Genomic DNA, 20,517 nt, shown 5'->3' with positions numbered 1-20,517 from the left:
GCATATGTCGATTGATCTCCAGTTTATCTATACATCTTTTTTTCAAATCCTGAAGGCATTGCCACTGACACTTGTCATTACGATTGTTCCGTTGATTGCAGGGTTCGGAATCGGTCTGGCTACGGCTCTGATCCGTATCTATCGCGTGCGGTGGATTCACCGCATTGCTGACTTCTACGTTTCATTCCTGCGTGGAACACCGATGCTGATGCATCTATTCCTCATCTATTACGGTATTCCGATGATTATCGATAAGCTGGCGGAACGTTACGGTTGGGCTTTCCAATCCTCGTCGATTCCAATTCTCGTATTTGTACTAATTGCTTTCTCGCTCACTGCGGGCGCCTATATGTCCGAGATTATCCGTTCAGGCATTCTTGCTGTGGATATCGGCCAGATGGAGGCGGCTCACGCTGTAGGCATGAGCACATTCCAGGCTTTAAGGCGTATCATTATCCCTCAAGCGATCGGGGCGGTATTGCCTAACTTGTGCAGTATGTTTGTTGGGTTCCTGCATGGATCAACACTCGCTTTTACCGTGTCTCAGATGGACATCCTCGGTAAAGCGGATGTGGTGGCATCCGTCAGTCTGAAGTTTCTGGAGGCCTTTATCGCCGCAGCGTTTATCTATTGGGGGCTGACCATCATTGCCGAGCGGATCACTGCTCTGCTTGAGCGTCGGGTTGCCGTGTACAGCAAAGGAGGCGTGTCATGATTACACTAACAAACATACACAAAACTTTTGGCAAGCAGGAAGTATTGAAGGGAATTGATCTGACCGTGGAACAGGGCGATGTCGTAGCGATCCTTGGACCGAGCGGATCAGGTAAAACAACGCTGCTGCGCTGCGTCAATTTTCTGGAACGTGCCGATGAGGGCGAGGTTCAGATCAGTGGATTAACCGTTGATTGCAAGCATGCACGCAAACATGACATTGTGCAGTTGAGACGAAAAACGGCGATGGTGTTCCAGCATTATAATCTGTTCAAACACAAGACGGTGCTGGACAACGTTACCGAGGGATTAATTATTGCCCAGAAAATGTCCAAATCCGATGCCCGCACGCGTGCCTTGCGTGTGCTTGAACAAGTCGGACTGTCTGCCAAAATCAATGAGTATCCAAGTATGTTGTCAGGTGGACAACAGCAAAGGGTGGGCATCGCCAGAGCATTGGCACTGAATCCCGAAGTGATTTTGTTTGATGAACCGACCTCGGCGCTGGACCCCGAGCTTGTGGGAGAAGTGTTGTCTGTCATCCGCTCCATTGCTCAAGAGGGGATCACCATGATTGTAGTCACCCATGAAATGGGGTTTGCCCGTGAGGTGGCAAATCGGGTCGTTTTCATGGATGGAGGTTCCGTTGTGGAGGAAGGAACCCCGGAAGAGGTGTTTGTACGTCCCAAGCAGGAACGTACTCGCCAATTCCTCAGTCGATATTCTTCCGACTGGAGTTATGTTATCTGACGATATAGGCGCAAGCTGTAGTAACTGACGATCCCGGCCCGGCATATGCTGTAACAGGCAAATGCTGATAGGCCGGGTTTTTCTATGGGTGAAGCAGGCCGTGACGGTAAGGAGGAGGACCATGCAGAGTAAAATCGATGAAATCATCACACATATTGCACACTCTCACCAGCAGATCGCACGTGTGCTGGATGCCAAACGCCAAGTCGCTGTACGCATGTCTGAAATCATCAATCATTTGCCAGATATCGAACCGGAGTTGGATGGCGTTGACGGTCTGCTGGATAGCTCTGGGCAAATCAATAAAAGCATTATCTCTTACTTGGGGGGCCTTGCAGATCTGGAAGAGGCTGTAGCCGAAACGCTGACCCAAGTCATGCGGGAGATCGCGGTTCAAGAAGAAGAATAAGCCCGGAAGGCGGGTGAAGGAACATGAGTAGAGAACAGAGCCTCATTCTGATGCTGGACGCAGCAGCCAAAATGCAGTGGAATATTGCCCTGATCTTGGAGGCAAAAGCGATTGAGGCCGAGAAGGTACGGAACTGGACGCTGAATCATTTGAATGGGGATACCTTTCTGACGCATGGGGATCAGGTAGGCGAGCCGCTCAAGATGCATGATCAGCTGGTGGAATTGCTGGAAGGATTAACCCGGATGGAGACCGGACTGTGCAACAATCTCAAAGCGGTGATGGTACAGAACGACAGCGAAGATGGCGGCGGTATGGACGGTGGCATGTTTGGCGGCATGGATCTGGGAGACATGGGAAAATGAGTCTGATGCGGCGTGAGCAGGAAGCCAAACTGGCGCTCATTGAATCCATTGCACACAGTCAGCAGGCGCTGGCACGCATTCTGGACAGTGTAGCCAGTGTAACCGCTCATTCGGAAGTATCCGCCCGCAGTCTGGCCGAAAACATTCGTTTGCTGAGTCGCTATCAGGCAGAAATGTCTCGTATGGTTACGGGAATCAGGCTGGCCCGAATCCAGCATGGGGAGCCTGGCTTGCCGTGGCTCAAAGACCCCGGGTGTGCAATTCGTATCGTTCGGGACATACAGGAGGAATGTTGACATGTTAAAGAAGAAGAAAATACGACTGAGAACCAAAAGAGCTTTGTTAATCCGTGGAGCCCGTCTGCGCAAAATTCGCAAACTGCGTGCGCTCAGAGCCAAACGTGTTCTTCACAAACGCCCACTTAAAGGACGCAGTGCGTGGCTCAAAAAAAAGAAACGTGCGGTACGGCGGCACCGGAGTCCAAAGCCCGTACAACCAGTCGTCCCGGCTACCCCTACCGATCCGAACCCGGACGGTGCGTACAGTCAGGGATACAACGAGGCGTACAACGAGGGATTCAACGCGGGTTTCGCCAAGGGATTCGAGGACGGACATCAGCTGGCTTACAAAGCACAGTAACCGAGTAGACAGGATTATTCCTGCATGGAATGATACCTGTATAACAGTTAGCCCGGGGGACAGATCCCTCCGGGCTATTTGCATCGCCGCAAAAGCGGACATGCCCGTACAGGCGGATGTGGAGGGCATGCGCCAATTTTGCGCCTTGCAGGACACCCGTCCATGATGCATCTGACCCCGAGGCATATCCTTTAGAGGGAAGACCAATCTCGGGGAGAGTCTGGAAGTGAGATCTCCTGAAGGAAGACAGGGTGAATAATGTGGCAAAACGAAGGCACCGTCCGCTGACCGAAGCGGAAACGGCTTACCGCGGCGGATATGCAGAAGGCCGCAGATTTGGCGGCTGTCAAGCCATGATGGAGCGGGTGCAGATGTTTGAACCGACCCTGCGGGACATGAAGGTGTTATATATCCCGCAAGGATTCGATGCCATCGATGAAGGTGTCACCTTGGCTCTGCAGCAATCTGTACGTGAATGCGTTGTTGGATCGCCAGCAGCGATGTTGCAGGAAGCCAGTCAGCATCGGCCCGATGTTGTGCTCGTCATGAATGGTCTGCATGTATTTCCCGCAGATCATGTAGAGCAGGTGAATGGCATACGTGCACTCGGTATCCGAACTGCCGTGTGGTTTGTGGATGATCCGTATTTCACCGAAGATACAACGTCCCTTTGTCAGCATTATGATGTCGTGTTCACGCATGAAGAGGCCGCCGTACCCTTCTATCTGGGACATGGAGCGAACCAGGTCATCTATATGCCACTCGCGGTGAATCCAGGCATGTTTCAACCACGGCGCGCGGCACCGCAGCATCAGCACGACATTTGTTTTATCGGTACCGGATTCTGGAACCGGATTGCCTTGTTTGATGAGCTGGCCCCTTTTCTAGCGGACAAAAAGGTATTCATTGCGGGTAGTCAGTGGAATCGGTTAGCACGCTATGATGTACTAGGCCGTTTCATCCACGAAGGATGGATTGCTCCTGGAGAGACAGTAGATTATTACAATGGCGCCAAGATTGTCATTAACATTCACCGGACTTGCGAGAATGGGGAAGACAATCGCAATACACATCATCTTAAAGGTCACTCGATTAATCCACGCACGTATGAGATCAGTGCATGCGGCACAATGCAGATTACGGATGCACGTGCAGATTTACCCCGTTATTATAAGCCGGGATATGACATCGAGACGTTCACCAACGCAGCAGAACTTCAGCGCAAGATCCACTATTATCTGAAGCATGAAGAAGAACGACAGGCGATGGCGTGGCGTGGACTTCTCACCACGATGAACCAGCATACATTCACTCGCCGGATCGGTCAGTTGCTGGAACATTTGTAATCCCCGTCTGAAGTGCAACATCAACAAGAATCCTATCCCAAAAAATAAAGGAGTGGCGGTATGTCTCTCAAACACCGTAAAACCAAAAAGGTTCATGCACCCGTACTGAGCCTGGCTGATCAAGCACGCAAAAATGGGCAACATGCCGGATATGACGCAGGTAAGGAAGAAGGATATCTGCGCGGTCGCGCCAACTATATTGTGAATTGTGCACAGGAACCGTTGCCTTTCCGACAGCTTCACGTGCTGTATGTATCCTCGGGTAAAGGCTTCCCTTACTCCCCGTTGGATGAGGCCATTATGGCCACGCTACAGGGTATGGTAGCTCAAGTAACCCTCTCTGATCCGCGTCAACCGATTTCTGAAATTGCGCTGCAGACGCGTCCTGATCTTGTGCTTGTGCTGGATGGAATGGATATCCCCATCGAGCATATCGATGCGATTCGCCAAGCGGGCATTCAGACGGCGATCTGGCTCACGGATGACCCGTACTATACAGATATGACGCTGGATATTGTGACACATTTTGACCATGTCTTCACGTTGGAACTGAACTGTATCGATCTATATCGACAAATCGGCTGCGCGTCCGTTCACTACCTCCCTTTTGCCGCATTTACTAATCATTACTTTCCGATTACAACTCCTTCCCCGTTAAAACGGGATGTCAGCTTTATCGGCTCGGCCTACTGGAACCGGGTATACTTCTTCAATCCGATCATGCCTCAGTTGATGTCACACAATACGGTATTTAACGGAATCTGGTGGGACCGTCTGCCTGACTATACTGCCTATGGCGAGAAGATTGAACTCGGTCGCTGGATGAGTCCGCCGGAGACCAATGATGTGTACAATGGCACCAAAATTGTCATCAACCTGCATCGATCCCACGAAGATGATTCCGTCAATAATAATCACCTCAAAATCGCGCCAGCTTCACCGAACCCGAGAACGTTTGAAATTGCCGCGTCCACGACGCTACAGCTGACCGACGCCCGGGATGACATTGCGCGTTTCTACAAACCGGGTGTGGAGATTGAGACTTATTCCTCGCCGCAGGAGTTACTCGACAAAGTGGAATATTATCTTACTCATGAAAAGGAACGTCGTGAGATTGCACTTCGTGGACTTGAACGTACACTGAAAGACCACACGTATGGCAAAAGAATTAATGAAATGTTAACCATCATATTCCCTTAATTCTGGCCGGGAGGAGGTGTGCACAGTACCCTGTATCGGATAATCGTGTACAGGGTCCGTGCGGCCATGGCAACGAAACCAAAGATGATGTTATTTTCACATGTGTGTAATACTCGCAGCATTACAGGCGCCGAGAAGCTGCTGCTTCATTTTATGAGAGAGATCGGTACGATCTTTGAATGTGTGCTCGTAGCCCCTCAGGAGGGGAAGCTTGCGGGGCTTGCGCGAAGATTCGGCATTCAGGTCAAAATATGCACTCTGCCGATGCTTCACGGTGTGTACACACCTTACCTGGGCATTGCAGATGATGCGGAGCATCTTCGCCATACACCAGCGTATCAGGAAGCAGTCTCCCTCATACGGGAGACTGCTCCCGATATGGTGTTAACGAACACCTGCGTTAATGTGATGCCGGCTGTAGCGGCAAAGTCCCTTCAGATTCCGGTCATCTGGAAAATTACCGAGATCATTCATACAAATGAACATACAAACGAGGCAATCCAGATGATTGGGCGTTACGCGGATTGGATTATCGGTATATCCGAGACAGCGGTAGCCCCATTCCACGAAGCCGGCATAGGTGACAAAGTGACCATTATCTCCCCAACTTGGGAACCCGCGCTACCAGCACCGGACCGCTGGGTTCATCTGCGCGAACGCAAGCGTAAGGAGCTTGGTTTCAAATCATCACAGACCTGTATCGGTTATATTTCTTCATTTATATATGATGCCAAAGGGTTGAAACCTTTTGTAGATATGGCCTTGAGAATCTGTGAAACACATTCGCGCTGTCGCTTCTGGATCATCGGGGCAGCATCGGATAAAAAGTATTACGACGAGTGTGTATCACGGGTGAGAAAATCCGGGTATTCACGCCGGTTTACCTTCACCACATTTGAAGAGAACGTATCTCTGGCGTATACCGCGATGGATATCCTGGTCATCCCAAGCATGGTCAAAGAAGGGTTTGGCATGACCGCACTGGAGGGTCTCTATTTTGCCAAACCGGTCATCGCTTTTGCTCAGGGTGGACTGAAGGAATTAATGGAATCCGTAGGCAGTGATGCATTTCTGGCCCCGCCGGGTGATACCGAAGCGCTTGTCACCTTGGCAACAACCTTGCTGAATGATGCAGAGCTGGCCTCGAATACGGGGTGGCGTAATCGGACAGAAGCGGAAAGGCTCTACGGCGTTGAAACCTACCGAACGAAACTGCATACGATGGTGACACAGTGGTTATTGCGTTTTCCCGGATGGTTTGCTTATATCCAACCTCCGAATGGACCTGTGTATACCCATGGGGAGGGAGGACTGCGTACTGTACTGGTTCTGGAGCCGACCACGGTTCGGGCACTATTATTCCCACTGACCGTCATACAGGCGTTGCCACATTCGTCATTACCTCCAATCGCATTGGGTCACGATGCTCCTGTTGCCTCAGGTACTGTCCCGGCTGCAAAGCCGATTCAACAGAGGGGCAAAACGCGGAAACGTCGTCGCAAGCCACTTGCACCTCATTCTCGCCGAGACCGTGAGGGGCTGAAACGTACTTCCGGAACTGGCAGACGTAAGGGGAGAACCCGTACAACCAAGGGACCGCGTCCACATATGGGGAAATCGGCTAGTCGCAGACGCAAATCTGCCAAAGCGGGACGTAGCCGAGCAGGGCGCAAGGGTTCCAATACAAGATGAAGGCAGGGATTACGATGAAGATCATGACGGTGCTGGGTACGAGACCTGAGATCATACGGCTCAGCCTGATCATCTCCAAGCTGGACCATTACGCGTCCAAACATATTCTGGTGCATACGGGACAGAACTTCACGGAAAGTCTCAGCGGTCTCTTTTTCAAGGAAATGGGCCTGCGCGCACCGGATTACGTTCTTCAGGATGAAGCGGCCACTCTGGGACGACAGCTATCCTCGATGTTTACGCAGATGGAAGATCTGATATTGCAGGAGAAGCCCGATAAATTGCTGCTGCTCGGCGATACCAATAGCGCATTATGTGCAATATTGGCTGAGCGCATGGGTGTTCCTGTTATTCATATGGAAGCAGGCAATCGTTGCTTTGACCTGGATGTGCCTGAGGAGAAAAATCGTAAGGTTATTGATGCCATCTCCACCGTTAATATGCCTTACACGGAACAGAGCAAGAAACATTTGGTCAGCGAAGGGGTACCAAGCAGGCGCATCGTGCTAACGGGCAATCCCATCTATGAAGTCATGCAGCACTACGAAGCGCAAGTAAGTTCCAGCAAAATACTGAAGAAGCTCAAGCTGAAGTCTGGGCAATACTTCCTGGTTACTGCCCATCGAGCTGAGAATGTGGATCATGCCCCTCATTTGCTGGAGATTATGAAAGGACTGAACCAGGTCGCAGAGGAACACGGGTTGCGTGTGATCTGCAGTATTCATCCGCGTACAGCAATCCGGATTGCGGAGCATCTGCATCTGGAGATGAACCCGCTGGTGGAGTTTCACGAGCCGTTTGGATTCTTCGACTTTGTAATGCTTGAACGTCATGCACGCTGTGCACTTACGGATAGCGGTACCGTGCAGGAGGAGTGTTGCATTATGGGTGTGCCGACCGTAACGATGCGTCGAACTACCGAGCGGCCGGAAACGGTCGATTGCGGCAGCAATGTAGTCTCCGGTCTGGATGCCGCGCGCATCGCTGATTGCGTGAAAGTCATGACAAAGATGTCTAGCGACTGGGATTGCCCGCAAGGTTACAAAGCCACAGATGTATCCAGTAAAGTGGTTAAATTTCTGCTTGGAGGGAAAATGCATGTTTGAAAATAAGCGTATACTCGTGACTGGCGGTACGGGATCATGGGGTTATGAACTTGTGGCTCAACTACTGCCCCAGCAGCCCAAAGAAATTATTGTATATTCCCGGAACGAGTCCAGCCAAGTGGCTATGAGTCGTGAATTTGAAGACCCACGTCTTCATTTCCGGATTGGAGATATTCGTGACAAGGACGCATTAACGGCGGCTTGCCAACATGTGGACTATGTATTTCATCTGGCTGCGCTCAAGCATGTTCCGGTGTGTGAAGACCAACCGTACGAAGCACTCAAAACCAATGTGATTGGTACACAGAACGTAATTGAGGCCGCTATTGAGAACAAGGTGGAAAAAGTAATCTATATCTCGACTGACAAAGCTGCCAATCCATCCAACTTCTATGGCATGACAAAGGCGATCGGCGAGAAATTAATTGTATATGCAAACTTGTTACACAGCGATACCAAGTTTGTTACGGTACGGGGCGGGAATGTACTGGGAACAAACGGAAGTGTGGTACATCTGTTCAAGAATCAGATCCGCCAGAAAGGGCAGGTCTCCATCACGGATATGAGTATGACTCGATTCTTTCTTACGCTGAAGGACGCAATTACCTTGCTGTTCAAAGCTTCGGTGGAAAGTGTCGGTGGAGAGATCTTTGTCATGACAATGCCTACCTGCAAAATCGTTGATCTCGCGGAAGTACTGATTGAGGATTCCGGTGTGGAGAATGTGAGCATTGTGGAACGGGGCATTCGTCCAGGGGAGAAAATCCATGAAATATTGATGAGTGAATTCGAGAGCATGACCACCGTTGTTTACGATGAGCAGTACCTGGTAATTCTTCCTACACTGGGCATACCGGGCCTGCGTGAACATTATACCAATTGTCCTCCGGTCTCCTTTAACAGTTTCAGTTCTGAACACCAACTCATGACCAAAGAGGAGATTCGTGAAATTCTGAAACGCGGAGGATTCTTGTCATGAAACTGCTGATACTTGGTGGAAACGGAATGGCCGGCCATATTTTGGTCGACTATTTCCGCCGTCAAGGTGTACACAGCGTCTTCTACACATCTCGGGATGTAACGGACCCCAATGGTCTGCTCCTGGATGTGAACGACAGCTTCATGGTTGATCGATTGGTAGAAGCTGTGCACCCGGATGTGATTATTAATGCTGTAGGTGTGTTGAACAACTTCGCAGATGAGGACAAAATAACTGCATATCATATTAACGGTTTCCTGCCACATCGTCTGCGGCGGGTTGCAGATACGATTGGTGCACGCCTGATTCATATCAGCACGGACTGTGTGTTCAGCGGGGACAGGGGAGCATACCGGGAAGATGATGTTACAGATGGGACTTCAGCTTACGCCATCACCAAAGCACTTGGCGAAGTTCAGGATGAAGGTCATCTGACGATCCGTACGTCCATCATTGGACCCGAGATTCGCCAGGGCGGCATTGGTCTGATGCAATGGTTTATGTCCAGCACAGGTGAAGTCGGGGGGTATACCCGCGTATTCTGGAACGGTGTGACCACACTTGAGCTGGCCAAATGGGTAGACCATTACCTGGCCTCATCGGTTAGTGGTCTGATCCACTTAGCTCATCCAGCACCTGTCAGCAAGCATGACCTGCTTGTATTGTTCAAGCAGACCTGGGATAAGCAGGATGTGACGATTGTGCGTGATAACAGTGTAGTGCAGGACCGTACGCTGGTGTCCACTCGCGAGGATGTGAAGACAGACCTGCCGGATTATTCTACAATGCTGAAGGAGTTGGCATTATGGATGGAGCAGAGCTGAGAGGCAAGAAAGTGCTGATTACAGGCGCCTCCGGTTTTACCGGGCGACATGCCGTATCTTATTTTCGGGAAGTTGGTGCAGTGGTTGCGGCGGTAGTCCGGAGGCCGGATGTGTATTCATTCGGAAAAGGTGCACAAGTCCATGTCTGTGATCTGAACGATAAACAGCAAGTACGTCATCTGATCGGCGAGGTGCAGCCCGACTATGTGCTGCATCTCGCTGGCAAAAATTCAGTGCCTGATTCGTGGTCTGATCCGCTACTGGTCCTGGAGACGAATGTGATGGCCGTGCTGTATCTGCTGGATGCGCTTCGCAGTTGTCCAACAGCACGTACCGTTATTGTAGGATCGCGGTTAAAATATACGCCGGAACCTGGCCGGATTCCCCAGCCTCCGCATCCATACAGCCTCAGTAAAGCGCTGGAAGAGATGGTGTCCTTGTCGTGGATGTCGCTCTTCGGACAACAGATCATGCTGGCGGAGCCAGGCAATCTGATTGGTGCGGGTCCTTCCACAGGCATCTGTTCACTGCTTGCACGCCATGTTGTTGCCTGTGAGCAGGCGGGCAAAACCGAGGCATTCCGTCTGTCCGGACGGGACAATACCCGTGACTTTCTGGATGTGCGGGATGCCGTCAGAGCGTATGCAACCCTCCTGATACAAGGGTCTAGTGGTACAGTATACCCGGTGGTGTCTGGAGTCGAGCGCAGTCTTGGTGAAATTGCAGAACTGCTGTTGTCCATGACAGAAGCGGAAGTTCCTGTTCGCTGGGATGGGGCATCTTCTGGTCCGGATGGTTCGGGGAAACAAGAGGAATTATCACTGCTGCGCAAGCTTGGCTGGCAGCCGATGATTCCATTTGCCACATCGCTTCAGGATATCCTGAGTGATGTTCGTGTCCAGCAAGGGAGGACGACAAGTTGAATCCGAGAGTATCCATTGTCATTCCATTCTATAACTGCCCTTATGTGCCTCAGGCGATTCAGAGTGCGCTGAACCAGACGTATCCCCATGTGGAGATCGTTGTTGTGAATGACGGTTCAACCCGGCATGCAGAGTTGCTTCAACCCTATCTTCCTTATATTAATGTGCTTGGCAAAAGCAATGGCGGGACGGCTTCGGCACTTAATCATGGCATCCGCCATGCCTCTGGTGATTATGTAGCCTGGCTCAGTTCGGATGATTATCTGTACCCGGATAAAATTCGTTATCAGCTGGAGTTTATGCAACGCGAGAATGTGCTCGTCTCACATACAAACTTTCACTATATCAACGAGCATTCGGCAGTTACCAGAATGCATGGTGGGCCTGAACCGATGTCGGATATGGATTTACTACGACGGTTTGTTAACGGCAATCCAGTGAATGGTTGCACGGTCATGATTCGCAAGGATCTCTTTAGCGGAGTGGGGCTGTTCGATGAACTTCTTCCCTACACCCATGATCTGGATCTCTGGATGCGTATTGTACTGAACGGTCATCGGTTCCCATACCTGAATGAACCGCTTACTGCCTATCGGTGGCATGGGGGAATGGGATCGGTACGTCATGCGGATGTCATCGGCAGAGAGGCATCCATGGTATGGTCCAGATATCGGGAACCGCTGTTGCAGCGAATAGCGACGCTTGGCGGGTAGCGTAGGGAGGGCAGTTAAGAAAGCCAAAAGATGGCTGATTAACGCCCTCTTTGCGCAGCATTTTACCTAAGACAGTAAGAGGAGGGGAAGGCCCGAATGGAGCCAAAAGTATCGATCGTCATTCCTTTTTACAATTGTGCTTATATCGAGCAGGCTGTTCACAGTGCCATTCACCAGACGTATCCGCATATCGAGGTCATCGTGGTGGATGATGGGTCAACCGAGCACGTGGAGCGGCTACAGCCATTCATGGATTCCATCCGCTATATTCGCAAAGAAAACGGTGGAACCGCGACAGCATTAAATGAGGGCATCAAGCAGGCAACAGGGGATTACTTTGTTTGGCTCAGCTCAGATGATGTGATGCTGCTGGACCGGGTGGAGAAGCAACTGAAGTTTATGCGCGAGGTTAAGGCTTCATTCTGCCATGGTGCCTACCATTATGTGAACGAGAAGAGTGAATGGTTGGATACGGTGCATCCGGAAGTGGGCAGTCGTCTGGAGATGTTGCAGGTACTGCTGGAAGGTTGTCCGATCAACGGCTGTACTGTCATGTTAGAGATGGCAGCATTTGAGCGGTTCGGACTGTTCGACACTGATTTTCGCTACACCCATGACTATGAGATGTGGATGAGGCTGTTTCCAATGTATGAGCTGTTCTACTACAATGAACCTCTGATGTGTTACCGATTGCATGAGTCGATGGGAACCAAACGTCACTTCAAGGCACTTGTTGCCGAGATGGAAAAAGTTCAAGAGAAGCATCGGCCTATTCTGTTTAACTTACTTCAGGTTGGCGGGTACTGGAAGTAGATGGATTTGGCAACGATGGCTGAATGGAATAGGTGTTAAATGGACAGGAGAGCACCCTTATGAAACACTTTTTAAGTGTTATAAGTGGAAGCTCTTTTTTTACTTTATGGACAGATACGTGGACACAAAGGGTGATCGATTGCTGAAGTCTCTGTATAATGAAATGATTCATACACGGAAGGGACTGGACTATGCGCAGATATCAATATCTTAAACCCAACTATTAATAAACTAATGGAGGTAAGAGTATTGATTACAGAGTTATACACAGAACGGTTATATTTGCGAAAAATGAACGTATCGGATGCGGCCAGCTTGTTTAAAATTTGGTCTGATCCGGATGTGACTAGATTTATGAATATCACTCATTTTACGGATGAAAATCAAGCTATAGCCATGATTAATCTTCTGAATGATCTTGCTCAGGAAAACAAGGCCATTCGGTTCTCTATCCTTGTGCAAGAGTCCAACGAAATCATAGGTTCATGTGGTTATAATTCACTGGATTTTGACAATATCAAAGCAGAAATTGGGTATGACATTGCCAGATCACACTGGGGGAAAGGATATGCTACGGAAGCGATCTCTTCTTTGTTAGCTCATGCATTCTCGACTTTGAAACTGAATCGTATTGAGGCAAAGGTTGACCCCGATAATGTGAATTCTATCAAGCTATTGCAAAAGCTTAATTTCACATACGAAGGCACCCTCAGAGCATACGAGAGGGTAGGCGAAACGTTCAGTGATCTGAATATGTATTCCAAGTTGGCGACAGATTAAAACGATCTGTAATAGCGTGTTCTCGGTCCGTTAGAACACATTAAAGCAAGCAAGGGGTGTCCTCAGTCATTCATATGACAGATGGGACACCCCTTGTTTGATATTTCGGCATGTTATATAAAGACGGCATATCATTGGACAACTCAATCTTTTGAATTCATGATCACCATGGATGCAGGATCGGGAAATACATATCCTTTAGGCAGCTTCTTCATCAATTCATTCATTACAGCGTAGTCCACGTCGATGTGAGGTGTGGAAACTGGAGTCGAAAACCAGCGGTTGTATAGATCACTCGGTACAAGTAACGTCATATCGTATGTCCTCCTCTGTAGATGGCTTCTTGGTAGACTTGAAATGAACGCAATCCCATCACTTCCAGTGAACGGTGTTGTTCAGCCCAAGCTTTCGCCGCCGCACCCACTGTTCTTCGGGTAACATCATCCTCAAGTAGTGCATTCAACAGTTCACGGAGCGAGTCGACATCCTGCGGAGGAACAACCCATCCCGTACGTCCAGGTTCAACCATCTCGGGCATGCCGGCTGTACCACTGACGATAACAGGTACACCCGCCAGTTGCGCTTCGGTAACGGAGAACGGCTGGGTGTCCTGCAGACTGGGTTGGACATAGATGTCTGCATGGCGCAGGAAGGAAGGAATATTGTCCAACTTGCCCCAGAACACAACATCCGCTCCAATACCCGTTGACGCGGCCTGTGCTCGCAATTCATCGGTTAGATTGCCCTCTCCTGCGATCCAGCAGACCCAATCGGAACGTTTATTTTTCAGACTGGCTAAGGCCTTGATTAACACATGAACGCCCTTGATGTATTCAAGTCGTCCGGTAAAGGCAATGACTTTCTTGCCCGCAGGTGGTCGCTGGCGGAACTTCACAGCTGCTGAGGCACGGTAGGCTGGCAGATCTACAGCATAGGGAATCTGTCTGAACTTTGATTCAGGAACGGCAAGCTCTGTAAGCGTACTCTTGATCCAGTGGCTTGACACGAGAATGAGCTCGGACTGTGCTGCACTTCGCTCTTCTAATGAGAGAAAATAACGCCCACGCTTGGATTGCAAATATGAAGGGAGAGTAAGCTGTGGGTTGGAATTTTGAGCATCGTAAAAGGCTTCGCGTGCAAGAGCGCCATGATAGCTTGTAACCAGTGGGATATTGCGGTTCAAGATGCGTTTTATGGCTACGGCAGCTACTGGATCTTGCGCATGAATAACATCATAGTGGTCCACCCCCAAATAAGCGGCCGCCATCTCGAAGGCATATCTATTCAGTTCATAATAAGCGAGAAGAGGATCAGCAGTGAATTGTGGCAGATCAGTCGGATTGAGTTTGGCTTGTAGCATGGGCCACACTTTATCCTTGGAGAAAGCGCGGTTCAGATTACGAACATATACTTCGTTATTGGCACCATTTGTGCCCATGATATCAACCTCTACACCAAGTGCGATTAACCTGTCGGCCAGTTGTTTAACATATGTCCATATGCCTCCCATATGTGTAAGCTCCCAATACGTAACGAGCAGAACTTTCATAGCTACCTCCTTGTCACGGCCTGCACCGGCCGAGCTTCTATCCTTTTATTCTATGAAAAAAGAGGACCGAAAGGTCGGGCATTTCCGTGTAATTGGTCGAAAATGGGTGAATGCAAATGGCAATGGACGAGAGGAAGCATATCCTATGTACAGGAAGGTTCATGTGCTCCGAAGGAGGGATCTACAGTGGCGGTATATTTACTTGAGATTCATGAGAATCTGTTACAGACATTTGTTCCCGTCAAGTACATGGATGTGGAGTTGGCCTATGTGGGCGGCGAGGAAGGGACGGATGTATTTGTTGGTGGAGCCAGCATTCACGGAGAACTGTACCGACACCTGTTTCATCTAATGTCAAATTCGGGGGGAGCGAGCGGTAATCAGGTCATTCATAATCTGGATGTGTCATCCGAGCCTTATGAACTGAGGATCATCAGCAACAGTTCTTCACCGAAGCATCTGGTTATTCGAATATATTGCAGAAGTATTCACGGTCAGACATTGGGCATACTGTCAGAATATCAGATGATGAAGCTTGCAGATTGATATGGACATCATTGCATAATCATGATTAACCAACGTGTGGAGCAGGGAAGGTGCCTGTTCCATTTTTTTGTGATGCTAATAGAAATGTCTGAAAAAATAGCTTGACAGCAAAGGTATTTTCATTAGAATTAGATCAGTATTAAATGAAAGTTTAAAACGATGATTTAAAACGATAGTTTGAAATTAGTCGTCAATATAGGCTGAGTGAGACGCATGGATAAGCCTGCGATCTACTGGCTGGAAAAGAGTGTGGAGAACGTGAAAGAACAAACAGCAGTACCCCAGGAGCCGGCAGAGTTTTCGCTTAAAGCCATTATACTGCCACTCCTGGCTATTATCGTCGGTATGATCATGGTTATACTGGACAGCACGGTGGTGAACGTGGCCATTCCGAATCTCGTTCAATATTTCGAAACGGATCTTAAAACGATCCAATGGACGGTTACGGGTTACACCTTGGCTTTGTCTGCAGTTATTCCACTGGCAGGCTGGTTAACGGACCGTTTTGGTGCCAAAAGAGTATTTTTGTTCACGATTGCCATGTTTACCTTGGGTTCTGTATTATGCTCGATCGCCCAATCACCTGAGCAATTAATCATTTACCGTATCATTCAGGGTCTCGGTGGAGGCATGGTTGCTCCTATTGGTATGGCGATGGTCTTTCGTCTGGCTCCGCCTGAGCGAAGAGGTTCCATCATGGGGATGCTGGGAATTCCCATGCTACTTGCCCCTGCGTTAGGTCCGGTGTTGTCTGGGTGGTTTATTGAATCACTGAGCTGGCACTGGATCTTCCTGATTAACTTGCCCATTGGTATTGCAGCTTTCATTCTATGTATCAAGTTTTTGCCGGATACAGATCGTGGACGCACACCTGCCCTGGATCTGCTCGGCATGATTCTGGCGCCAATTGCGTTCTCGATGCTGGCTTACGGTGTGAGTGAGGGGGGAACGAGCTGGACGTCTGCAACAACTTTGACGGGTGTCATTGTGGGTGGTGTAGCGCTCATTTTGTTCATTATTGTGGAGCTTCGTCATCAAAATCCTTTGCTTGAACTCCGGGTATTCAAATCTTCTGATTTCTCACGGGGAATTATTCTCGCATGGGTGTCACAAGTGGCGCTGTTCGGTGCGATGATCCTGATCCCGCTTTATCTGCAGCAGATCAAAGGTTACACTGCACTGGAAACAGGATTGATTCTGCTGCCACAGGCATTGGCTTCCGGAGTGGGTATGCCGCTTGGTGGTCGATTGTTTGATAAAATCGGTGCTAGACCTCTGGCCTTTGTGGGTCTGGGTATTATCTCGGGAGCATTGTTTATTCTGTCCTCCATTACGGCAGAGACAGGTCTTGGCCTGATTATAACGGCTCTGGTCATGATGGGTCTGGGTATGGGCTTGTCCATGATGCCACTCAATACGCATGTATTAAATGCTGCTCCGCGCAAGTTGGTTGGACGGGTGACACCGCTCACGGCCGCTGCACAGCAAGTGGTCGTGTCCTTTGCGGTTGCAGGGCTTACAGGCTTCCTGACTTCAAGAATCGCAGACAATACAACGAGTACAGAGCCGACCGCTATCGTTCATGGTTTGGTAGCTGGTTTCAATGATACGTTTTTCCTTGCCGCTTGTATTGCATTGTTCGGATGTTTGCTCAGTCTGATTCTGCGCAAACCTAAGCCGATGCCGGAAGAAGAACTTCAAAATGGCGATAAGCCTGATCCCGCGATGATGATGGGACACTAAGACTCTATAAAAACCATACTAAGGCAGTTCAGAGAAATTTTGCTGAACTGCCTTTTTTGCTATGCTCAATGGAAAATTCGTAGTGCTGTCATCATTTCACGGAAAGAAATGGCATATCGATCTGGTGAAAAAGACAAGCTCATATGCTGTCTGCCCTGAATGCGAATATACTCACGCAGTTTCTTGTTATTCATAAGGTCCCTTGCTTCGGCTACAGCTGCCTCTACATTTCCAATTGGATAAAACTTACCAGTCTTATTATGTGTGATAAATGAACGCACACCATCCGAATCCGTGCTGAGCACCGGGCAGCCACAAGAGATGGCTTCAGCGACGGCATAACCGAATCCTTCAAGCAGGGAAGTGGATAACATGATGCCCCCTGAAGCGGCAATCATGGAATAATATGCAGGCATCTGAGAATGAGGAACATTGATAAAGATGCCAATCCGATCCTCAAGCCCGTATTCTGCCAGCATGTGCCGGAACATGACTTCATCTTCTGGATTAGCCAAAGTTGGATCGTGGAATAACCATAGTCTGGCTTCCGGATTTTTTTTGACGATTTCACTCGATATGATTAGATATTCACGCCAGTTTTTGTTGTGTTCAAGTCGTCCTACCCAAGCCAGCACCGGATAGGGTGGGGTATCCACCAAGATTGGTGCGAAGGTGTCTGTATCCAGCATATTGGGAATAACAAACCGATGAAGCCAGGGACAGATATGAATGAACATATCCAGCAGGTGGTCTGTGGGAGGTATAACGGCAGCATCACAATGAGCTTGGAGGTATGGGACACCCATCTGTATCGTTTCCAGAGCTTGATCGCGTGCTCCGAGTCCCTGCGCTTCAAAAATAATTCGTCCGGTATAACCAAGTCCTCTCAAACGGCCGGGCATAGCGATGTCTGAAGTGGCAATGATGGCATCATAATGATGAGTATGGATGATATGATGGATATCCTCGTCACTGGACGCGGTGAAAATGGGTGTATCACTGTTGTTCTGCAATCCCGAGCCTGTGCTGAGATACAATAGGTGCGCTTCAATGCCATGGCGTTTCAGAACAGCGGTGCGCAGTCGATTTAACGTATCCACGCCACCGCTCGGAACATAAAACGTGAATAATACTTTCACACGATTCACCCTCTGACTTTTGGTCAGGAGCACATTCTCCTGTACTCTATGTTACGTTGGCTTTAAGCGCAGGGTGTGGGTGTTGGTCAGAATGTTCACATTTTGGACAAATATTTTTAAGCTGTCTTTTAAGTGTCATTAAGCTGAGGCTAGGATAGCTCCCTTAATATACAAGGAACTTCCCGTGTCTATCATCTATTACATAAGTTCAACATAACATTTACACGATAACGGAGAGGGCAGAAATAACTTGAAGAAGCGAAGCGTTCACCTTTATCAGCGGATTTTTCCTTCTGAAATGAAGGAATCAAAAAAATCTGGGGATAACAGTGATCGGAAGGTTATTCTGTCATCGGAGTGCAAGTGTAATATTTTCAGTTGAATTTATATAACGAACGATGGTGCACGGGTATTTTAACGGGAAAGGATGAATGATGTGCTCGAAGTGAAACAGGTCAGCAAAGTCTACGAAGGACAACGCGGCGTACATCAACTGGATTTCACCATGGAACGTGGTGAGATTGTTGGCTTTCTCGGGCCCAATGGTGCCGGAAAAACAACAACGATGCGTATGATTACGGGTTATGTGCATCCAACCGCGGGTTCCATTATGGTGGATGGGGTATCGGTGCATGAGCAGGGTCAGCGTGTTCGTTCCAAGATTGGGTATCTGCCTGAAACGCCGCCACTCTATCCGGATATGACCGTGCAGTCCTATCTTAAATTCGTAGCCAATTTGCGAGATGTCCCGGCACGTGAGGTTAAGCTACGGGTCAGTGAGATGGTTAGCAGACTTGGACTTCAGGGTCGGGAAAGGCAAATGGTACGTGGGTTATCCAAAGGATACAAACAACGCCTCGGGCTAGCAGGAGCCATTATTCACAAGCCGGATCTGCTGGTTCTGGATGAGCCAACATCGGGCCTTGATCCAAATCAGATTATCGAGATCAGAGATCTGATTCGAGAACTGGGGGAGAACCATACGGTCCTGCTCAGTACGCATATTTTGCCTGAAGTGAGCACGCTCTGTAATCGAATGTTGATCATCAATCAGGGACAGCTCGTGCTGGATGGTTCACCTCAGCATTTCGGATCAGCAATGGGGGATCAGTTCAAGGTGTCGATTGAAGTGAAGGCCACTGCGGAGCAATTACATAATGTGCTGACACCATGGGAGAAGGTGCGGAGTGAAGTCATTCAAGCGTCGGATGTGAGTACCAGCAAAGATACTTCACTTACTTCAAATTCAGCGGATACGGTTAAAATGCTGCTTACTGGAGAAAACTCGGAAGATTTCCGGGAGGAGCTGTTCTACCTTTTGTCAGGTGCAGGATTACCGATACTGGAGATGAAAAAGGAGAACCTGAGTTTGGAGCAAATCTTCCTGAAGCTGACCACAACCGAGGCAACAGACACAGACGCAAATTCGGCAGATGTGGATAAGGTTGTTGGGGCAGAGATGGATCAGGACGTAACTTCGGACATCGACTCTTCGAGTATATCGGGAACATCAGTTAGTACAGCAGCCGATGCTTCGCCCCAAGCTCGCAAAGGGGAGGACTCCAAATGAGACGAATGATGGCGGTATGTAATAAAGAGCTGCAAGCTTATTTTCTGTCACCAACGTCCTATTTTGCTTTTGCCGTATATGTACTGATGACCAGTCTGCTGTTCTATTCAAGCTTTGTATATTACCAGCCGAGTATTGTTGATTATCGTCTCGTGTTGGGCGATACGTTGTCCATGCTGCTATTTGTCGTGCCATTGTTAACGATGCGACTGGTTGCAGAGGAATTTAGACAAGGAACGGATGAATTGTTGCTGACTTCTCCGGCACGAGTAACAGAAATTATTTTTGGCAAATATCTTGCTTCTCTGGCCATTCTGGTCGTGCTCATCCTGTGCAGTCTCGTGTACCCTTTCATCATGTCGTTCTATGGGACATTGGATATGACGACGGTATGGATGTCTGCGCTGGGGTTATTTTTCCTGGGCGGAAGCATGATGGCGATTGGACTGTTCGCTTCTACATTATCCCAGCATCAGATGGTGTCTGCAGTGGCGGGTTTTATTATTTTGCTCGTTTTGTGGATGCTTGATTCATTCGCAGGCAATACAGGTTCTGTTTTACAGCAGTGGCTGGACCCGTTTGCTCTGACCAACCGGTTCGACAGCTTCATGAAAGGTGTGCTTAGTGGGCCGGATATCTTGTATTATGTCACCCTTTCGGGTGTGTTTCTGCTGTTAAGCATTCAAATTGTGGAACGGAAGCGGTGGAGGTGAGAAG

23 protein-coding genes are annotated in these 20,517 nt (G+C 49.1%); 20 read left to right on the top strand and 3 right to left on the bottom strand.

Annotated elements, in window-relative coordinates; genetic code table 11:
- Window positions 1–4 precede the first annotated feature (4 nt).
- The 16 genes from MHI55_RS25230 (at window position 5) to MHI55_RS25155 (ending at window position 13,253) form a co-directional block, all read left to right on the top strand.
- Window positions 5–715 carry an amino acid ABC transporter permease gene (locus tag MHI55_RS25230; protein ID WP_036673453.1) on the top strand — a complete coding sequence of 237 codons (711 nt, stop codon included), beginning with the start codon at window positions 5–7 and terminating at the stop codon, window positions 713–715.
- Complete coding sequence (locus MHI55_RS25225; protein WP_076319760.1) at window positions 712–1,464, top strand: amino acid ABC transporter ATP-binding protein; 753 nt, start codon at window positions 712–714, stop codon at window positions 1,462–1,464. Before MHI55_RS25230 ends, MHI55_RS25225 begins: the two co-directional genes overlap by 4 nt.
- A gap of 121 nt (window positions 1,465–1,585) precedes the next feature.
- Window positions 1,586–1,873, top strand: a complete 288-nt coding sequence (locus MHI55_RS25220) for a hypothetical protein (RefSeq protein WP_017692509.1) — start codon at window positions 1,586–1,588, stop codon at window positions 1,871–1,873.
- 23 nt (window positions 1,874–1,896) lie between these two features.
- Complete coding sequence (locus tag MHI55_RS25215; RefSeq protein ID WP_017692510.1) at window positions 1,897–2,238, top strand: hypothetical protein; 342 nt, start codon at window positions 1,897–1,899, stop codon at window positions 2,236–2,238.
- Window positions 2,235–2,534 (top strand): hypothetical protein, encoded by a 300-nt coding sequence (locus tag MHI55_RS25210; RefSeq protein ID WP_017692511.1) that lies wholly within the window; start codon window positions 2,235–2,237, stop codon window positions 2,532–2,534. The genes MHI55_RS25215 and MHI55_RS25210 overlap by 4 nt, the downstream gene beginning before the upstream one ends.
- Before the next feature lies 1 nt (window position 2,535).
- Window positions 2,536–2,877, top strand: coding sequence for a hypothetical protein (locus MHI55_RS25205; protein WP_051446920.1), 342 nt, complete (start codon window positions 2,536–2,538; stop codon window positions 2,875–2,877).
- A 251-nt stretch (window positions 2,878–3,128) separates the two neighbouring features.
- Window positions 3,129–4,223 (top strand): glycosyltransferase, encoded by a 1,095-nt coding sequence (locus MHI55_RS25200; protein WP_340387445.1) that lies wholly within the window; start codon window positions 3,129–3,131, stop codon window positions 4,221–4,223.
- A gap of 60 nt (window positions 4,224–4,283) precedes the next feature.
- On the top strand, window positions 4,284–5,423 hold the full coding sequence (locus MHI55_RS25195; protein ID WP_036673455.1) for a glycosyltransferase: 1,140 nt from the start codon (window positions 4,284–4,286) through the stop codon (window positions 5,421–5,423).
- A gap of 45 nt (window positions 5,424–5,468) precedes the next feature.
- Entirely contained in the window at window positions 5,469–7,115 is a 1,647-nt protein-coding gene (locus MHI55_RS25190) for a glycosyltransferase (protein WP_340387443.1), read from the top strand.
- A gap of 14 nt (window positions 7,116–7,129) precedes the next feature.
- Complete coding sequence (gene wecB, locus MHI55_RS25185) at window positions 7,130–8,221, top strand: UDP-N-acetylglucosamine 2-epimerase (non-hydrolyzing) (protein ID WP_340387441.1); 1,092 nt, start codon at window positions 7,130–7,132, stop codon at window positions 8,219–8,221.
- Window positions 8,214–9,200, top strand: a complete 987-nt coding sequence (locus MHI55_RS25180; RefSeq protein WP_017692517.1) for a polysaccharide biosynthesis protein — start codon at window positions 8,214–8,216, stop codon at window positions 9,198–9,200. Before wecB ends, MHI55_RS25180 begins: the two co-directional genes overlap by 8 nt.
- Window positions 9,197–10,024: an SDR family oxidoreductase gene (locus tag MHI55_RS25175; RefSeq protein WP_340387439.1), complete on the top strand. Its 828-nt coding sequence runs from the start codon at window positions 9,197–9,199 to the stop codon at window positions 10,022–10,024. The genes MHI55_RS25180 and MHI55_RS25175 overlap by 4 nt, the downstream gene beginning before the upstream one ends.
- A complete protein-coding gene (locus MHI55_RS25170; protein WP_340387437.1) occupies window positions 10,006–10,947 on the top strand; it encodes an NAD-dependent epimerase/dehydratase family protein in 942 nt (313 codons plus the stop codon). The genes MHI55_RS25175 and MHI55_RS25170 overlap by 19 nt, the downstream gene beginning before the upstream one ends.
- Window positions 10,944–11,660: a glycosyltransferase gene (locus tag MHI55_RS25165; protein WP_340387435.1), complete on the top strand. Its 717-nt coding sequence runs from the start codon at window positions 10,944–10,946 to the stop codon at window positions 11,658–11,660. Before MHI55_RS25170 ends, MHI55_RS25165 begins: the two co-directional genes overlap by 4 nt.
- Window positions 11,661–11,756: 96 nt before the next feature.
- On the top strand, window positions 11,757–12,473 hold the full coding sequence (locus MHI55_RS25160) for a glycosyltransferase (protein ID WP_340387432.1): 717 nt from the start codon (window positions 11,757–11,759) through the stop codon (window positions 12,471–12,473).
- Window positions 12,474–12,722: 249 nt separating this feature from the next.
- Window positions 12,723–13,253, top strand: coding sequence for a GNAT family protein (locus tag MHI55_RS25155; RefSeq protein ID WP_340031159.1), 531 nt, complete (start codon window positions 12,723–12,725; stop codon window positions 13,251–13,253).
- Between the two features lie 143 nt (window positions 13,254–13,396).
- Here the strand turns inward: MHI55_RS25155 and MHI55_RS25150 are convergent, their stop codons facing one another.
- Both MHI55_RS25150 and MHI55_RS25145 read right to left on the bottom strand, forming a co-directional pair.
- A complete protein-coding gene (locus tag MHI55_RS25150; RefSeq protein WP_165980402.1) occupies window positions 13,397–13,567 on the bottom strand; it encodes a hypothetical protein in 171 nt (56 codons plus the stop codon).
- Window positions 13,564–14,802: a glycosyltransferase family 4 protein gene (locus MHI55_RS25145; RefSeq protein WP_340387430.1), complete on the bottom strand. Its 1,239-nt coding sequence runs from the start codon at window positions 14,800–14,802 to the stop codon at window positions 13,564–13,566. Before MHI55_RS25145 ends, MHI55_RS25150 begins: the two co-directional genes overlap by 4 nt.
- A gap of 186 nt (window positions 14,803–14,988) precedes the next feature.
- On the opposite strand from MHI55_RS25145, the gene MHI55_RS25140 reads away from it, so the two are divergent.
- Together MHI55_RS25140 and MHI55_RS25135 are read left to right on the top strand one after the other, a co-directional pair.
- A complete protein-coding gene (locus MHI55_RS25140) occupies window positions 14,989–15,348 on the top strand; it encodes a hypothetical protein (protein ID WP_339185886.1) in 360 nt (119 codons plus the stop codon).
- A 213-nt stretch (window positions 15,349–15,561) separates the two neighbouring features.
- Window positions 15,562–17,091, top strand: a complete 1,530-nt coding sequence (locus tag MHI55_RS25135; protein ID WP_235193922.1) for a DHA2 family efflux MFS transporter permease subunit — start codon at window positions 15,562–15,564, stop codon at window positions 17,089–17,091.
- Between the two features lie 65 nt (window positions 17,092–17,156).
- Here the strand turns inward: MHI55_RS25135 and MHI55_RS25130 are convergent, their stop codons facing one another.
- Window positions 17,157–18,230 carry a glycosyltransferase family 4 protein gene (locus MHI55_RS25130; protein ID WP_235193923.1) on the bottom strand — a complete coding sequence of 358 codons (1,074 nt, stop codon included), beginning with the start codon at window positions 18,228–18,230 and terminating at the stop codon, window positions 17,157–17,159.
- 436 nt (window positions 18,231–18,666) lie between these two features.
- Here MHI55_RS25130 and MHI55_RS25125 point away from each other — a divergent pair, with 436 nt between their 5' ends.
- A complete protein-coding gene (locus MHI55_RS25125) occupies window positions 18,667–19,800 on the top strand; it encodes an ATP-binding cassette domain-containing protein (RefSeq protein WP_340390643.1) in 1,134 nt (377 codons plus the stop codon).
- Window positions 19,797–20,513, top strand: a complete 717-nt coding sequence (locus tag MHI55_RS25120) for an ABC transporter permease subunit (RefSeq protein WP_047841224.1) — start codon at window positions 19,797–19,799, stop codon at window positions 20,511–20,513. Before MHI55_RS25125 ends, MHI55_RS25120 begins: the two co-directional genes overlap by 4 nt.
- The last annotated feature ends 4 nt before the right edge of the window (window positions 20,514–20,517 follow it).

It is taken from the genome of Paenibacillus sp. FSL E2-0151 (assembly GCF_037993015.1).
Classification (GTDB): Bacteria; Bacillota; Bacilli; order Paenibacillales; family Paenibacillaceae; genus Paenibacillus; species Paenibacillus amylolyticus.
This window is presented reverse-complemented; position numbering and strand designations above follow the sequence as displayed.

Excerpts from the sequence above, each read along its gene's own strand:
- MHI55_RS25220 (WP_017692509.1), top strand. The coding sequence starts at position 1,586 with ATGCAGAGTAAAATCGATGAAATCATCACACATATTGCACACTCTCAC.
- MHI55_RS25160 (WP_340387432.1), top strand. The coding sequence starts at position 11,757 with ATGGAGCCAAAAGTATCGATCGTCATTCCTTTTTACAATTGTGCTTAT.
- MHI55_RS25225 (WP_076319760.1), top strand. The coding sequence starts at position 712 with ATGATTACACTAACAAACATACACAAAACTTTTGGCAAGCAGGAAGTA.
- MHI55_RS25180 (WP_017692517.1), top strand. The coding sequence starts at position 8,214 with ATGTTTGAAAATAAGCGTATACTCGTGACTGGCGGTACGGGATCATGG.
- wecB (WP_340387441.1), top strand. The coding sequence starts at position 7,130 with ATGAAGATCATGACGGTGCTGGGTACGAGACCTGAGATCATACGGCTC.
- MHI55_RS25175 (WP_340387439.1), top strand. The coding sequence starts at position 9,197 with ATGAAACTGCTGATACTTGGTGGAAACGGAATGGCCGGCCATATTTTG.
- MHI55_RS25195 (WP_036673455.1), top strand. The coding sequence starts at position 4,284 with ATGTCTCTCAAACACCGTAAAACCAAAAAGGTTCATGCACCCGTACTG.
- MHI55_RS25120 (WP_047841224.1), top strand. The coding sequence starts at position 19,797 with ATGAGACGAATGATGGCGGTATGTAATAAAGAGCTGCAAGCTTATTTT.
- MHI55_RS25215 (WP_017692510.1), top strand. The coding sequence starts at position 1,897 with ATGAGTAGAGAACAGAGCCTCATTCTGATGCTGGACGCAGCAGCCAAA.
- MHI55_RS25145 (WP_340387430.1), bottom strand. The coding sequence starts at position 14,802 with ATGAAAGTTCTGCTCGTTACGTATTGGGAGCTTACACATATGGGAGGC.
- MHI55_RS25170 (WP_340387437.1), top strand. The coding sequence starts at position 10,006 with ATGGATGGAGCAGAGCTGAGAGGCAAGAAAGTGCTGATTACAGGCGCC.
- MHI55_RS25205 (WP_051446920.1), top strand. The coding sequence starts at position 2,536 with ATGTTAAAGAAGAAGAAAATACGACTGAGAACCAAAAGAGCTTTGTTA.
- MHI55_RS25210 (WP_017692511.1), top strand. The coding sequence starts at position 2,235 with ATGAGTCTGATGCGGCGTGAGCAGGAAGCCAAACTGGCGCTCATTGAA.
- MHI55_RS25150 (WP_165980402.1), bottom strand. The coding sequence starts at position 13,567 with ATGACGTTACTTGTACCGAGTGATCTATACAACCGCTGGTTTTCGACT.
- MHI55_RS25135 (WP_235193922.1), top strand. The coding sequence starts at position 15,562 with ATGGATAAGCCTGCGATCTACTGGCTGGAAAAGAGTGTGGAGAACGTG.
- MHI55_RS25230 (WP_036673453.1), top strand. The coding sequence starts at position 5 with ATGTCGATTGATCTCCAGTTTATCTATACATCTTTTTTTCAAATCCTG.